Origin of the sequence: Nocardia cyriacigeorgica (genome assembly GCF_005863245.1) — a bacterium.
Taxonomy (GTDB): Bacteria; Actinomycetota; Actinomycetes; order Mycobacteriales; family Mycobacteriaceae; genus Nocardia; species Nocardia cyriacigeorgica_C.
Genome location: NZ_VBUT01000004.1, coordinates 428,125 through 442,036 on the forward strand (window position 1 = coordinate 428,125; position 13,912 = coordinate 442,036).

Annotated in this window: 15 protein-coding genes; 8 read left to right on the forward strand and 7 right to left on the reverse strand. The window is 69.1% G+C overall.

All coding sequences use genetic code 11. The features are described 5' to 3' along the window. Window positions 1-556: 556 nt before the first annotated feature. The 3 genes from FEK34_RS11895 to FEK34_RS11905 all read left to right on the forward strand — a co-directional run bounded on the left by FEK34_RS11895 (window position 557) and on the right by FEK34_RS11905 (window position 2,981). Window positions 557-1,798, forward strand: coding sequence for an LCP family protein (locus FEK34_RS11895; protein WP_138448137.1), 1,242 nt, complete (start codon window positions 557-559; stop codon window positions 1,796-1,798). A 10-nt stretch (window positions 1,799-1,808) separates the two neighbouring features. Then, on the forward strand, window positions 1,809-2,360 hold the full coding sequence (locus tag FEK34_RS11900) for a ferritin (RefSeq protein ID WP_138447887.1): 552 nt from the start codon (window positions 1,809-1,811) through the stop codon (window positions 2,358-2,360). A gap of 72 nt (window positions 2,361-2,432) precedes the next feature. Continuing rightward, a complete protein-coding gene (locus FEK34_RS11905; protein ID WP_138447888.1) occupies window positions 2,433-2,981 on the forward strand; it encodes a ferritin in 549 nt (182 codons plus the stop codon). A 367-nt stretch (window positions 2,982-3,348) separates the two neighbouring features. On the opposite strand, the gene FEK34_RS11910 is transcribed toward FEK34_RS11905, so the two are convergent. The 4 genes from FEK34_RS11910 to FEK34_RS11925 all read right to left on the reverse strand — a co-directional run bounded on the left by FEK34_RS11910 (window position 3,349) and on the right by FEK34_RS11925 (window position 6,781). Next, window positions 3,349-4,269 (reverse strand): DUF5926 family protein, encoded by a 921-nt coding sequence (locus tag FEK34_RS11910; RefSeq protein ID WP_138447889.1) that lies wholly within the window; start codon window positions 4,267-4,269, stop codon window positions 3,349-3,351. Between the two features lie 234 nt (window positions 4,270-4,503). After that, window positions 4,504-5,271, reverse strand: coding sequence for a glycerophosphodiester phosphodiesterase (locus FEK34_RS11915; protein ID WP_138447890.1), 768 nt, complete (start codon window positions 5,269-5,271; stop codon window positions 4,504-4,506). After that, the gene (locus FEK34_RS11920; protein ID WP_249359087.1) at window positions 5,268-6,377 is read right to left on the reverse strand and encodes a DUF4328 domain-containing protein; all 1,110 of its coding nucleotides are present in this window, start codon (window positions 6,375-6,377) and stop codon (window positions 5,268-5,270) included. The genes FEK34_RS11915 and FEK34_RS11920 overlap by 4 nt, the downstream gene beginning before the upstream one ends. 32 nt (window positions 6,378-6,409) lie before the next feature. Continuing rightward, window positions 6,410-6,781: a rhodanese-like domain-containing protein gene (locus FEK34_RS11925; RefSeq protein ID WP_138447891.1), complete on the reverse strand. Its 372-nt coding sequence runs from the start codon at window positions 6,779-6,781 to the stop codon at window positions 6,410-6,412. A gap of 475 nt (window positions 6,782-7,256) precedes the next feature. On the opposite strand from FEK34_RS11925, the gene FEK34_RS11930 reads away from it, so the two are divergent. From FEK34_RS11930 to FEK34_RS11945, 4 genes are all read left to right on the forward strand, one after another. Then, entirely contained in the window at window positions 7,257-7,868 is a 612-nt protein-coding gene (locus FEK34_RS11930) for a hypothetical protein (RefSeq protein ID WP_171048161.1), read from the forward strand. 369 nt (window positions 7,869-8,237) lie between these two features. Then, window positions 8,238-8,861, forward strand: coding sequence for a superoxide dismutase (locus FEK34_RS11935; RefSeq protein ID WP_014348386.1), 624 nt, complete (start codon window positions 8,238-8,240; stop codon window positions 8,859-8,861). Between the two features lie 201 nt (window positions 8,862-9,062). After that, window positions 9,063-9,590: a peptidase gene (locus tag FEK34_RS11940; protein ID WP_138447892.1), complete on the forward strand. Its 528-nt coding sequence runs from the start codon at window positions 9,063-9,065 to the stop codon at window positions 9,588-9,590. A gap of 293 nt (window positions 9,591-9,883) precedes the next feature. Continuing rightward, window positions 9,884-10,615: a TMEM165/GDT1 family protein gene (locus FEK34_RS11945; RefSeq protein ID WP_138447893.1), complete on the forward strand. Its 732-nt coding sequence runs from the start codon at window positions 9,884-9,886 to the stop codon at window positions 10,613-10,615. A 14-nt stretch (window positions 10,616-10,629) separates the two neighbouring features. Here FEK34_RS11945 and FEK34_RS11950 read toward each other — a convergent pair whose 3' ends face one another. Beyond that, a complete protein-coding gene (locus tag FEK34_RS11950) occupies window positions 10,630-11,295 on the reverse strand; it encodes a TetR/AcrR family transcriptional regulator (RefSeq protein ID WP_138447894.1) in 666 nt (221 codons plus the stop codon). A gap of 6 nt (window positions 11,296-11,301) precedes the next feature. After that, window positions 11,302-12,198, reverse strand: a complete 897-nt coding sequence (locus FEK34_RS11955; protein ID WP_138447895.1) for an SDR family NAD(P)-dependent oxidoreductase — start codon at window positions 12,196-12,198, stop codon at window positions 11,302-11,304. A gap of 156 nt (window positions 12,199-12,354) precedes the next feature. Between FEK34_RS11955 and FEK34_RS11960 the strand changes: the two genes are divergently transcribed. Continuing rightward, the gene (locus FEK34_RS11960; RefSeq protein WP_104360249.1) at window positions 12,355-13,122 is read left to right on the forward strand and encodes an SDR family NAD(P)-dependent oxidoreductase; all 768 of its coding nucleotides are present in this window, start codon (window positions 12,355-12,357) and stop codon (window positions 13,120-13,122) included. A gap of 156 nt (window positions 13,123-13,278) precedes the next feature. Here FEK34_RS11960 and FEK34_RS30405 read toward each other — a convergent pair whose 3' ends face one another. Continuing rightward, window positions 13,279-13,815 (reverse strand): hypothetical protein, encoded by a 537-nt coding sequence (locus FEK34_RS30405; protein WP_138447896.1) that lies wholly within the window; start codon window positions 13,813-13,815, stop codon window positions 13,279-13,281. Between the last annotated feature and the right edge of the window lie 97 nt (window positions 13,816-13,912).

Consider the following 13,912-nt stretch of genomic DNA (forward strand, 5'->3'; position numbering starts at 1 on the left):
ACGCCCCGGCTCGCACCCGGCACCGGGCGAGCGATCCGGGCAGCCGGGCCCGGATCCGCGCCGGCCCGGCCCAGCCGCTCGACCTACGGATCGGCGATACCCCGAGGGCGACCCAGGTATCCGTCGGCCGGATTCGGACCGCCCCGACCCCGGGCATCCCGGCGCACCCCGCGCCACCGACCGGCCCGGCCCAAGCCGTCCCGAGCCGACCCCGCGCGCACCAGGGCGCCCGACCGCCGGCGGTGCTGATTCCCGACGCCCCGACGCCGGACGTTCCGGCGCAGCGATCCCCGACCCACGCCGCCCCGGCTCGGACCGTCCAAGCCATGCCGATCCCGCTCCGAACGCTCGGCCGGGTGCCCCGCGCGATCCCGCCGCCGCGGGCCCGCAGGCCGACCGCCCCGGACCGCACCGCGGCGGACCGACGAGGCGCGCGGGCGCGGGGCCGCAGCCCGCCGAGCCGGTCCTGCACCGGCCTGATTACCCGGCCGACCTGCGTAAGGACGGTCGAGCTGGTCCGGGCCCGCGGGAGCCGCGCCATATCGAACCGACGCAGGTGCTGCATCGCGACGGCCGTGAGCACGCCGCGCCGTTGGCGTGGTCGCAGGTGCCCGAAGCGCCCGCCGATCAGCCGCCCGCGCGGGACGGACGTACCGTGCGCGAAACGATCGCGGCCCGCGATCCCGCCTACGCCCCCGCCGAACCCCCGCGTCGGGCGTCCACTCACGCGCCGACGCAGAAACCCGTTCCGTTCCGCGAGGACGAACCGCCGCGCAGGCGTCGCGATGTTCCCCCGCCTCCGCCGAGCCGGCCGCCGCGTGGTGCCGGCCGGGCGCCGCGGCCGCCACGGCCCAAGCGCAAACGGCATCTGTTCCGCTGGTTCCTGGTCATGCTCGTGGTGTTCGCGCTGCTGATCGTGACCGCGATCATCCAGCTCGACCGCACTCTGCACCGCATCGACGCGCTGTCCGATTACGCCGATCGGGTCGGCGACACGCCCGGCACCAATTGGTTGCTGGTCGGTTCCGACAGCCGGTCCGGGCTCACCGCCGATCAGGAACAGGGCCTGGCCACCGGTGGCGAGGTGGGTCCGGAGCGCACCGACACGATCATCCTGGTGCATGTGCCGCCCTCGGGGCGCACCACACTGGTGAGCCTGCCGCGCGACTCCTACGTCAGCATTCCCGGCTACGGCCAGGACAAGCTCAACGCCTCCTTCGCGTTCGGCGGCCCGCAGCTGCTGGTTCAGTCGGTGGAGATCGCCACCGGACTCCATATCGACCACTACGCGCAGATCGGCTTCGCCGGGTTCGCCGGCGTGGTCGACGCGTTGGGCGGGATCGACGTGTGCGTACCGCAACCCATCGACGACCCGCTCGCCGGCATCAATCTGGCCGCGGGCTGCCAGACTCTCGACGGCCCGCAGGCGCTGGGTTTCGTGCGCACCCGCGCCACCGCGCTCGCCGATATCGACCGGATGAACAACCAGCGACTGTTCCTGTCCGCCTTGCTGGAAAAGGCCACCAGCGCGAGCACCCTGGCCAATCCGTTCCGGCTGTGGCCGATGGCCCGCGATACCGCCCGTTCGCTGACCGTCGACAACGGCGACCACATCTGGGATCTGGCTCGGCTGGGCTGGGCGCTGCGCGGCGACACGCTGGCGACGACGGTGCCGATCGGCGGCTTCAGCGACACCTCCAGCGGCAATGTGCTGCTGTGGGACAAGGCCAACGCGAGCCGGTTCTTCGAGGCCCTCGCGGCCGGGCAACCCATTCCGGAGGATCTGCGCGGCGAGTAACGTCGACCACATGCCCGACATCGATGGTGGCCGGTCGTTCCCGGCCCTGCTGCGCGATCAGATCCGCCACGGATTCACTGCGGCCCAGCAGTATCTGGCCGCCGCGGTGTACTTCGAGGCGAACCGGCTGCCCCAGTTGGCCCGACATTGCTACGGCCGCTCCGGCGAGCATCGCGGGCATGCGCTACGCATGATCCAGCACCTGCTCGACCGCGATCTCGAGGTCACCGTCGGCGGCTTGGACGAGGTGCGGCCGACGTTCGAATCCCCGCATGCCGCAATCGCTTTCCTGCACGCGCGGGAGCAGACGCTGACCGATCAGACGGTGGATTGCGCCAAGGCCGCGCGCGCCTCGGGCGACTATCTCGGCGAGCAGTTCATGCAGTGGTTCCTGGAGCAGCAACTCGACGAGGTCGCCGCCATGACGACGCTGCTGACGGTGCTCGAACGCGCCGCGGGCAACCTGTTCGACGTGGAGGAATTCGCTGCCCGTGAACTGCCGACCACGATCGCACCGGCCGGCAACTCCGCGCCCAAAATGGCTGGGACAGTACGCAACTAAATTAGGAAACACTATCCTCAATAAGGGTCGACTTGGATGACAAGCGCGCTGACCAGCGATAACGTCTGTGTCATGTCCAGCCATCCGGAAACCCCACGCAGCAAATTCCACAGCCTGCTTCACGATCAGATCCGGCATGAATTCAATGCCGAGCATCAATACATCGCGATTGCGGTTTGGTTCGACAATGCCGACCTGCCGCAGTTGGCAAAGCGCTTCTACGCCCAGGCCGTCGAAGAACGTAACCACGCGATGATGATCGTGCAGTACTTCCTCGATCGCGATATCAGCATCGAACTCGGCGGAGTCGATGCCGCGAAATCGCATTTCGAGAATGCCCGCGAACCCATCGCCTTGGCGCTCGCCCAGGAGAAGGCGGTCACCGAGCAGATCATCCAGCTGGCGAGCACCGCTCGCGAAGAGGGCGATTACCTCGGCGAGCAGTTCATGCAGTGGTTCCTGAAGGAGCAGGTCGAGGAGGTGGCCAATATGAACACCCTCCTCACCATCGCCGATCGCGCCGGATCGAACCTGTTCGATCTGGAGGAATTCATCGCCCGCGAAATGAGCGGCCCCAGCAACACTTCGGGTGCGCCGTCGGCCGCGGGTGGGTCGGTCTAGAAACAAACGCACCACCGAGCGACGGCGGGCCCAGCACTTCGCGAAGTGCTGGGCCCGCCGAATTGCACACTGCTCAGCCCGCGCTGGCGCTCAGGCTGCTGATAAGCGTGGTCAGGAGCTCGAGAATGGCGTCCATGGTTTTCCCTACTTTCCTCATCGGCCGGTGAGGTTTCCCTCACCTACACCAGCTTTCGGTGATGCAGAGAACGTAACCGAGCCAAGATTAGAAAGGAGCGTTTTTCACAAAATTACTACGATGGAATTCGTGGCGCCGAACAGCGACGGCTCCGGGCCGGCCGATCGCCGGGCACCGAAGCCGTCTTCGTATTTTTCGCCGCGCCGGCTCACCGAGCGCGGCACTCTCGCCTCAGCGCAGGGTGACCTGCCGCGAACGCAACCCATCCCGCGAACGCCGTTCCTCGGCCGACATCGGCGCATCCGAGGCCAGCGCCTGCGCCAGCCGTTCACCGAACTCGACTGCGGGCGCGGTCCATTCGGTGGCATGCCGCTCGGGATCCAGATCGAACACCGGCACCAGCAGCCCATGGGTACGGAACGAACCCGCGAAACGCGAACCCTCACCGAGATGCAGACCGCCGGCGGCGTGCAGCCGGGCCAGCGCCAGCATCAGATCGTCTTCGGGCTCCGGGCGCACCCAGCGCAGATGTGCCTTCTCACCCGCGTCGACCCACCAGGCCGCGCCGACCGCGTCGGCACCGAGATCGAGCCGGTCCGAGGGCATGATCGCCTGCTTGGCCTGCTCGATGGTGGCGGCCACCTGCGGATCGGGCTCCACACCTTCGGGCACCCACCAGTCGAAATCCTGATGCACCGTCAGCTCCAGCGCGGCGCCCGGATCGATGACGTCGGCCAGCGTCGGCCCACCTTCGACACTCGCGGCGGCGGGCAGCGATTCACCCGGCTCGGCCGACTGGGTCCACAGGATCGCCGCGGCGAGATCGGCGGCCGGGTTCTCCCCCTCGGCCTGCACCTGCACCCCGACATAGCCGGTCGGCTCGTCGCCGGCGCGCACCAGCGCGGCGACCGCACCGGGCAGCACCGTCGCGAGCACGACCTCACGTTCGGCGGCGGCGCCGGGCGATAGCTTCAGGGTCGCGGTCGCCGACGGCACGAACTCGCGCAACGCGACGAGATCGCATTCGGCGGCCAGACCCTCGAACGGGCGTGTGACGGCGTTGGCGGCCTGTTCCAGCGCGGCTCGCCGCTCCGCGAGACGCTGGGCCCGGTTCCCGCCGGGCTTCGGACTGTTGCGCTTGCTCTTACCCACGGCTGGTCAAACTACACCGGTCACGGCCGCCCGCTCCGCGCGCCACGCACTCGGCCCGACCGCCGTCGCCCATCGGTTCACGTGGGCTCGATCGCGCCCGAGCGCCTGGTCCTTCATGGTGACGCCGGCGCCGCGCCGTCCGCGCCTCGACCGGCCGAGGCGGGATCCGAATCGCTCCCGAGCCGGCGCCGCTGCCTGGTTACGCTCCGCTACCGCCTCCGGGCCCTGACCGCCTCAGGCGGTGGCCAGCAGCGCCTTCGTCCGTCCCGGATGGTTGGTCGCCACCCAGCTGACGCCGAGGTCGGCGCACAGCCGGACGTCCTCGGGGTCGTCGACGGTCCAGCAGTAGGTGGCGCGGCCCGCGGCGGCGGCCTTGTCCACCAGGTCGGGGTGCTCGCGCAGGGTCTTCACCGACGGGCCGACGGCGGTGGCGCCGACCGTGGTGGCCGCGCTGCCGCCCAGGTAGCGCGAGGACTCGCCGAGCAGCACGGTCGGCAGCAGCGGCGCGGCGCGGCGGATCCGCCAGACCGCGGTGGCGGCGAACGACATGACCACTGCCCTGGAGTGATCGGCCGAGGCCGGGGTGGCGATGCCGAAACGCTGCAATTCGGCCAGCAGCTTGTTCTCCACCAGCGCGCCGTAGCGCACGGGGTGTTTGGTTTCGATGAACAGCTTGGTGGGGCGGCTGCGCCAGTCGAGCACGAGCGAGATGAGTTCGGCGAGGGTGAGCACCGAGGCCGGTTCGTCCGCGGTGCCGAAGTCCAGGGCTTTCAACTCGTCCAGGGTGAGTTCGCTGACCAGGCCGGTGCCCGAGGACGTCCGGTCGACGGTGCGGTCGTGCACGCAGACCAGATGACCGTCCCTGGTCAACCGCACATCGCATTCGACGCCGTCGGCGCCCTCCTGCAGGGCCAGCTCATAGGCGGCGAGGGTGTGCTCGGGGCGTTCGGCGGACGCGCCGCGATGCGCGACGACGAACGGTGCGCGATTGGGCTGGCTCACTTCGCCACGACCTCCTGCTCCTGATGCTCACGATCGGCCGCCTCCGCACTCGGCTCGGCCGCGGGCTCCGCGTCGGCGTCGTCCCCGGCAGCGACGGCGCCGTCCCGTGCCGCGCCTGCGTCGTCGCGAGCGGTAGCGGCCCGGGCTGCGACGGTAGCCGATCCCGGCTGCACCGGTTCGATGACGGGCACCGCCGGGTCCGCGGCCACCACCCAGCGGTGCCCGATATGGGCGCGCCCGAGCAGATCCCGGCCCTCCACGACGCGCACCACCCACAGCGTCGCCACCGCCACCGCCACCGCGACGGCATCGGTGAACGCGGTGAACAGCACGCCGTCGGCCTCGGCCTGCAGCGAGTCGGCGCCGCGCCATGCCAGCGCGGCGGTCGCGCAGACTCCGCCGAACACCCAGATCGCCCACCACACGCGCACGGCGCGCAGCGGCCGCGGGTCGTCACGGTCGGCCACCATCTCGCTCAGGAACACACCCGGCCACAACAGGTTGACCACGGGAATCACGCAGCCGAGCACCAGCATCCGCGGCGACCGCGGATCGCGCAGGCCACGACCGTCGTAGACGGCCCGCCGAGCCTGGATCAGCCAGCCGACGGCAGCGACCGCGGCGAGCAATGCCAGCACCGCGGCGAACAGCGCCGAAGCATTGACCATCGCGTCGGAGAACTTCAACAGCAGTGGATCGATGAGATATGTGCGGTTGCGCAGCAGCAGTAGGTAACGACCGAGTTCGGAGCCCGCCGCGATGGCGAACATCAGTGCCGTCGCGATCAGCAGCGCGGGCAGCCAACCGGCCAGCACACTCAGCGGTGGCCGGGCGGCGACGGGTTCGCGAGCCGGTTCGTCGCGCAGGCCCCAGCGCGGGATCTCGGTGTAGTGCGGGGTGGGAGTCGGCCCGGTGCGGACGGGTGCGACGTGGCCGCGCGGACGATGATCGGGCCTGCGGGCGACCCAGCGATAATTGCGTCGTTCGGCGGGGGCGTCGATCGGCCCGGGCGAGAGCAGTACGCCACGGCAACGCGGGCACCAGTGCATCGGCGCCGCCTGCTGTACGGCCCAGCGCGCGCCGCAGCGCGCACAGGGTTGCACCACCGTACTCAATGCCGTCGCACCTCGCTCTTTCGTCAGTAGATCTTGGGCTCGTGCTCGCCCTCGCCGACCAGCGGGCGGCCCGTGCGCTGCCACTCCACCATGCCGCCGACGACGCACACGGCGTCGAATCCGACGTGGGTCAGGTATTTGACCGCCTCGAAGGACCGGCCGCCCTGCCGGCAGATGACGTAGAGCTGGGCGTCGTAGTCCAGTTCGTCCAGCCGGGCGGGGATGTCGTCCACCGGGATGTGGACGGCGCCGGGCGCGTGGCCGAGCGCCCACTCGTCGGGCTCACGCACGTCGAGCAGGATCGCGCCCGCCTTCTCCGCGGCAGCGCGCGCACTGTCGTCGAATTCACCTGGCACCTCGTTCAGCGGTACCGTCGGGACCTCGGAGCTCGTCACGTGTTCGATCCTGCCATGCGTGCCGTACGATCGCGGACTTCCGTGCCCGCCCATCGGTGCGGACACCGCCCGCCTCGGACGCGCCGTGGCAGCGGGCCCCGCGTAGGTTATGCCGGGTCCACTCCCGACCGATGCCCCGATTTCTGGGGGGATGTGGATAAGTCGGTGTAGTTATCCACAGATTCCACAACCTGATCCACAGGCGTCAGCTATCGGCCGGCGCATCGTCCACAGGCTGACGCTATCGCGGCTTCAACTGGGAAATCCCCGTGCGACGGTTGCGAACGACCGATCCGGGACTCCCCTCCAGCCATCCCGGAGCGGTCATCCGCCGCCTGTGCGGGAGCTGCGCCGTCGAAGCTCCCGACATGTACTTGGACGGAAGCGAGCCGGATTCGGTTCCATAAAAAAACGACAACTCTAGTGAAAACGTGAAATGCGCCGATCTGGGCGGCGATCTCGGTAGCCTGGCGCTATGAACTCGAGCAGGGGGCTACTTGACGGATTGGACACCGCCGGAATCGACATCGCGCTGAGGGAGGCCGCGTGCCTCGGACTCGCCGTCGATGCCGACGCCGGCCGACTGGAACTCGACCTCGAAGTACTCACGCTGCCGAAGCAGGAATCCACACCCGCCGATATCAAGGTCAGGATGACCTTCCACGGCGTCACCCGGGTGGCCGCCTCGCTGCGCATCCACCGCTGGGACGACGTCGAACCCACCGTGCTGCCGCTGGAACTGGACGGGCTCGGCGATGCCATCACCAGTTTCGGCGGCGGCAGGCTGCACGGCTGGGAGTTCATCGACATCGACGACAGCAGCTGGTCGCTGTGGAGTGAGCTGCTGAGCTTCGACACCATGATCGATCAGCGCGTCTCGCCGCATGTGCTCGAGTTCTCCCAGGAAGAGGGCCTCGACCCGCGTGAACTCGACGTCCGCGTGTGGTTCGACAGCATCACCATCCACGACCCCCGCGGCAAACAGATCCCGCTGCCGGAGTTCATCGCCGGCGGTCAGCGCTGGTGGGAGGCACATGACGCGGGCGATCCACGCACACGGCGCCCAGGCATCGCCCCACCGCTCTGAGCGGGCGACCGACGAGCAGATGCCGCATGCTGGGTAGATCCGGTGTGCGGCATCGGCGTTTCGGCGATTGATGTTCCCGGAATGGGTATCCGCTCCGACGAGCGGTTCGACCTGCCCCCAGGCCGCATTCGCGATCCACAGCCCGGACCGCCCGACTAGTTAGGCGCTTGCGGACATGGTTCGATGCTACGAGTGCGGTTCTTACTGCTCGCCGATGTCGTGACGCGGCAGCGCCCGGGCCCGCCCGAGTGAGCACCGTCACCGGAATGCCGGGGCATCCGGGCAAGTTGGAACCGATCGGGTGTACGAATGATGGTCGAGAGCGCTCGCGAGGTTCGCGAGTGCGCGGCCCGACAAGGAAGGGACATCGTGGCTGAGTACACGCTGCCGGATCTGGATTACGACTACAGCGCCCTGGAACCCCACATCTCCGGGCAGATCAACGAGCTGCACCATTCCAAGCACCACGCCGCCTACGTCGCCGGTGCCAACACGGCACTGGAGAAGCTGGAAGCCGCCCGTGAGGCCGGCGACCACAGCGCCATCTTCCTGCACGAGAAGAACCTCGCGTTCCACCTCGGCGGACACGTCAACCACTCCATCTGGTGGAAGAACCTGTCCCCCAACGGTGGCGACAAGCCGGTCGGCGAGCTGGCCGCGGCCATCGACGACCAGTTCGGTTCGTTCGACAAGTTCCGCGCGCAGTTCACCGCCGCGGCCAACGGCCTGCAGGGCTCCGGCTGGGCGGTGCTCGGCTACGACACCCTCGGCCAGAAGCTGCTGACCTTCCAGCTCTACGACCAGCAGGCCAACGTGCCGCTCGGCATCATCCCGCTGCTGCAGGTCGACATGTGGGAGCACGCCTTCTACCTGCAGTACAAGAACGTCAAGGCCGACTACGTGACCGCGTTCTGGAACGTCGTCAACTGGGCCGACGTGCAGGACCGCTTCGCCAAGGCCGTGAACCAGGGCAAGGGCCTGATCTTCGGGTAAGAGTTCAACGCGCCCGGGGCCGCGATACCGCATGGTGTCGCGGCCCCTTTGCGTTTGTGCTGGTGAGAAGCCTTCGCTGGTCGGCGCCGGGGCGTGCTAGCAGTCTTTGGTACTTGTGTGCCAGATGGCTTCGGGTTCATTCTTCAGGTCCACAGTTCGAGGACGGGCAAAGTCGCCCCCGGCTCCATGACGGGAGGCATCATGCGCAGTGATGTTCAGATCGGCGTTACGCCGTTCCAAGCGCGCGGATCTCTGCGGGGTTTCGTCATCTCCGGGCGCTGGCCCGACACCACCAAGGAATGGGCGCAACTGCTGGTGCTCGCGGTGCGGGTGGCCAGCCTGCCGGGGCTGCTGTCCACGACGACGGTGTTCGGCGCGCGCGAGGATCTGCCCGATGATCCCGAACCGGGCACCGTCGGGATGGTGGTGGCCGAAGGTCCGGTGCTCGGCGAGTCGGCGGTGACGCCGGGCAAGTTTGCCGAACATGTGCCCGCGGCCCTGCTGATGCTGCATCCGCCCTCGGAAACGAACCCGTCGCTGCCCGAATGCACTGGCGCCGCGTCCGGCTGCGTGCTGCTGCCCGGCATACCGCATCTGGGGTTGGAACACCGGGCCGCGTGGGCCGAGGCCGAGCTGGACGGAACGGTGACCTCGCTGGTCAGCCGGGTCGGACTGGATCCGATCAGCGATCCCGATACCGCGGTTCTGGCTATGCTGCTGGCCGCGTAAGGGCACCCGAAACCTGCCGCGCGGATCGCCAAACTTATTGCGCGCATTGCGATTTCGATAACACCGAGTTGCCGTCGCGATGCCGGTGCGGGTAGAGTCGGCCACAGCGAAGGGGAGTAGCCCCCAATCGCGTAGTCGACATACTGATCCGCCGCCGTCCGTGGCGTGGGTCCGGCTGCGTGAACCGGAATCCCTCCGGTGGGCGAGACCTTCGGCCGAGACAACCTTTTCGTTGTCGGCCGGAGGCGTCCCGTTTTCCGGCCGACTGGCCGGAGCCCGGGAGTACACGCCACATGATCGCCACCGTATTGCTGAGTATCGGCATCGTCTTCCTCGCCGAACTCGGAGACAAGTCCCAGCTGATGGCGCTGACGTTCGCGCTGCGCTATCGCTGGTGGGTGGTGCTCGGCGGCATCGCCACCGCCACCGCCGCGGTGCATGTCATCTCGGTCGCGGTCGGCCACTTCCTCGGCTCGGCGCTGCCGACCACGGCGATCGCGCTGGTCGCCGCACTGACCTTCCTGGCCGTCGGCGTATGGACGCTGCGCGAACACCTCGATCCGGCCGACGAAGAGGAAACCCCCAAGGTCTCGCGGTTCACCACCGCCGCCCCGTTCCTGGTGGTGCTGTCGGCCTTCCTCCTCGCCGAACTGGGCGACCGCACCATGTTCGCCACCGCGGCGCTGGCCACCGATTACGACTGGGCCGGCGTCTGGCTCGGCTCGACCATCGGCATGGTCGCCGCCGACGCCCTAGCCATCGCGGCCGGCATCCTGGTCGGCAAACATCTGCCCGAACACGCCATCGGCATCGGCTCGGGCCTGCTGTTCCTGTTCTTCGGCTCGCTGACGCTCACCGGGCTCGCCTGGCCGGGCCTCGGCACCCTGCCCGGCGCGGCCGTCGCGATCATCGTGCCGGTCATCGCGGGCGCGGTGTTCTACGCGCTGACCCGGCGCCGGGCAGCGCTCACCGAGCGCATCGCGGCAACGGATGGATCAGAGCAGCCTGCCGAGAAACTGCACTGAAATACCGCCGGACATCACCCGCGCGCCAGCGCCTGCCCATACAGTTCCCCGCCGCGAACGACGAGGTCGAGCAGGGGTTCGCGCAGCTCGAGCAGCCCAGGCAGATCGTCGGTCGCGATCTTGCCTGTCACCATCGAGCCGACGGCCGCCGCGAGGGTTCGGCAGGCGAAGCGTTGTTCGGGGGTGCGGGCGTCGAGGACTTCGGCGATCCGTTCCACGAACAGCTCCTGTAGCTCGATGCGCCGGGCGACCGCCTTCGCTCCGACGGCGTAGACCTCCACCAGGAACAGCCGGGCACTGGCCGGATCGTCGGCCAGATGCTGGAGGTAGGTGCCGAAGAGCCTGCGCATCCGCTCGGCGGGATCGGTGTGCGCCCGGTCGCCGGGATCGGCTGCGGCATCGTCGGTCTCGGCGATCCGGGCGAGCAGCTGATCGACGGCCCGCTCGTAGGCGGCCTCGAAACAGTCTTCCTTGGAACGGAATTGCTCGTAGAAGGTCTCGCGCGACACCCCGGCCTTCTTCAGGATTGCCGCGACCGACGTTCCGACATAACCGTTGTCGACCATCGCCGCGCCCATCGCTTGCAGAATCCGCTCACGCTGGGAGGCGACGACCTGCTCCCGGGGCAGACCGTGCCTGCCGCGCGGCAGCTGGCGGAGACTGGTGGCCGGGTCGGTCATGGGTGGCTACTCCGGTGTTCGGTCGGGCGGATGCTGACCCATTCTGCTGGTTCGCGCGGGCTGCTCGGTGGTGAAGGGTGCCGCTTCGGTGCGCGCGATGCTCAGCGCCTCATCCACGCCGCGCCGCAACGCCAGCTCGGTGACCCGCTGCGCGATCGGCCGGAACGGCAGCACGAACCGCACCCACCAGGGCGAAACCACCTGACGGCGCCTGCGCGCGATCGCCCGTTCGACGGCGTCGATGGCCGGGCCCAGCGGCGCCACCCCGGACACGGTGGCGCGGCCGAGCAGCGAGCGCGCGGCGTCGGTGCCGAATCCGCGCGAGGTCATATCGGTGTCGAGTTCGGCGAAGTACGCGACGCCGACCTTCGCGCCGGTGTGGCGCAGCTCGTGGCGCAGGGTGTCGCCGAGCGCCTCGACACCGGCCTTGGACGCACTGTAAGCGCCGAGCAGGGGCAGGTGCACGGCCGCCGCCAGCGAGGAGACCACCAGCGCGTACCCGTCGGAGTGGGAGATGTGCGGGCCGGCCGCGCGCACGGTGTAGTACACGCCGAGGACGTTGACCGCCAGCGTCTGCTCCATCACCTCCGGATCACCGCCGATCAGCGGAAGCTGTTTGGCCACACCGGCATTGGCGACCACCACATCGAGCCCACCCAGTTCACCGACGACGTCCTCGACCGCCACGTCCACCTGGGCGCGGTCGCTCACATCGCAGTAGCGCCACGGCGCCTCGCCGCATTCACGCGCCACCTCCGCCAGTAGTTCCGGTTCCAGCCCGAGCAGCGCCACCTTCGCGCCGTGCGCGGACAACTGCCTGGCCAGCGCGGCTCCGATGCCGCGGGCCGCACCGGTGATCAGCACCCGGCGGCCGTCGACCGATCCACCAAATCTCGATGTCATGTGGCCGACCGTACCATCTGCGAACATCAGTGTTCGTAAATTCTGGTGACGTGGTGGCCCCGGCGCCAGGGAGTGGTGATCCGCGCCTCACCGGCGACCCGTTAGGGTGCAAATTGACGAAGGGCCAACTGGCTTGTCACGAACGAGAGGACCATCGTGGAGATTTCGGGTTCCGCCGCCATTGTCACCGGAGGCGCGTCCGGCCTCGGCGCCGCCACCGCCAAGCGTTTCGCCGAACTGGGCGCCACCGTCTTCGGACTCGACGTGCCGCAGTCGATCGAGCGGGCCGGCGACAACGTGCCCGCCGGTGTCACCCTCCTTCCGGCCGATGTGACCAGCAACGACGAGGTCAGCGCCGCCGTCGCAAAGGTCGTCGAATCCGGCGCGCCGCTGCGCATCGTGGTCAACTGCGCCGGTGTCGGCTGGGCCGGTCGCATCCTGTCCAAGAACGGCCCGCACGATCTGGAGCTGTTCCGCACCGTCATCACGGTCAACCTGCTCGGCACCTTCAACGTGATGCGCCTGGCCGCCGACGCCATCGCCAAGACCGACCCGGTCGACGAATACGGCCAGCGCGGCGTGGTCATCAACACCGCGTCGGTCGCCGCGTTCGAGGGCCAGATCGGCCAGATCGCCTACTCGGCCTCCAAGGGCGGCGTGCACGGCATGACCGTTCCGGCCGCGCGTGACCTGGCCCAGTTCGGCATCCGGGTCAACACCATCGCCCCCGGCATCATCGACACCCCGATGCTGGCCGGCGTCACCGAGGAGTACCGCAAGGGCCTCGAGGCCGGCGTGCCGTTCCCGTCGCGGCTGGGCCGCCCGGACGAGTACGCGCAGCTGTCGCAGTACATCGTCGAGCACGACTACCTCAACGGCGAGACCATCCGCATGGACGGCGCGCTGCGCATGGCGCCGCGGTAATCACGCGGTAGCACTCGACGCCCGCCCGCCCGCTTCCCGCGGGTCGGCGGGCGTTCGCGTGTGCGGTGCAGGCCGGACCGAGCTGGGCAGAGCTGCGGCTCGGTAGGCACGCGGCTCGGATGGCGCGGAGCGCGGCCCCGGCAGGCCGCGAACTCGCTAGCCCGCGCTGCCGGTCGGCGGACGCGAACGCCACCGATCGCAGGCCGCGCGATCGGCATCCGGGCGGTCCTTACCGTCGGCGGCGCAGCCCTCGCGGGTGTAGCCGTCGCGGCCGATGCCGTTGCGGTCGTAGCCCCAACGGTCCCGGCCGAAGCTGTCGCGCCCGGAACGGTCGTAACCCGAACGGTCGTAACCGAATCGGTCATAGCCGTGCACGTCGTATCCATCGGGACCATAGGGGTCGGTCTGCTCGGGTGGGCAACCCGTGCCCATATCGAACCCGCCGTCCGGGCAGGACTTCGGCGGCTTGTGCTCCGGCGGCGTGGTCGGCGCGGTGGTCGGCGTCGTGGGTGCGGTGGTCGGCGTCGGCGCCGCAGTCGTGGGAGCGGTAGTCGTCGGCGCGGTGGTCGCGGCTGCCGGATCGGCGAACGCGGGCGCGGCCGCCACGGCCGGGGTGAGCGCGAGGGCACCGAGCAGGGCGGTTCTCGCCAGTGCCCGGCGGATGCTACGGCCGGTCATGGTCGTAGTCGACATGATCGATCTCCTGTCCGGAGTGCGGGGCGCACTCCAGCCGGATCAATCGCCGCCGACGCCGAGCCATTACACATGGCAGTACAAAGCCGGGACGCTT

Coding starts and splice junctions, on each gene's coding strand:
- FEK34_RS11905 (WP_138447888.1), top strand. CDS start 2,433: ATGTCCAGCCATCCGGAAACCCCACGCAGCAAATTCCACAGCCTGCTT.
- FEK34_RS11930 (WP_171048161.1), top strand. CDS start 7,257: ATGAACTCGAGCAGGGGGCTACTTGACGGATTGGACACCGCCGGAATC.
- FEK34_RS11950 (WP_138447894.1), bottom strand. CDS start 11,295: ATGACCGACCCGGCCACCAGTCTCCGCCAGCTGCCGCGCGGCAGGCAC.
- FEK34_RS11945 (WP_138447893.1), top strand. CDS start 9,884: ATGATCGCCACCGTATTGCTGAGTATCGGCATCGTCTTCCTCGCCGAA.
- FEK34_RS11955 (WP_138447895.1), bottom strand. CDS start 12,198: ATGACATCGAGATTTGGTGGATCGGTCGACGGCCGCCGGGTGCTGATC.
- FEK34_RS11900 (WP_138447887.1), top strand. CDS start 1,809: ATGCCCGACATCGATGGTGGCCGGTCGTTCCCGGCCCTGCTGCGCGAT.
- FEK34_RS30405 (WP_138447896.1), bottom strand. CDS start 13,815: ATGTCGACTACGACCATGACCGGCCGTAGCATCCGCCGGGCACTGGCG.
- FEK34_RS11940 (WP_138447892.1), top strand. CDS start 9,063: ATGCGCAGTGATGTTCAGATCGGCGTTACGCCGTTCCAAGCGCGCGGA.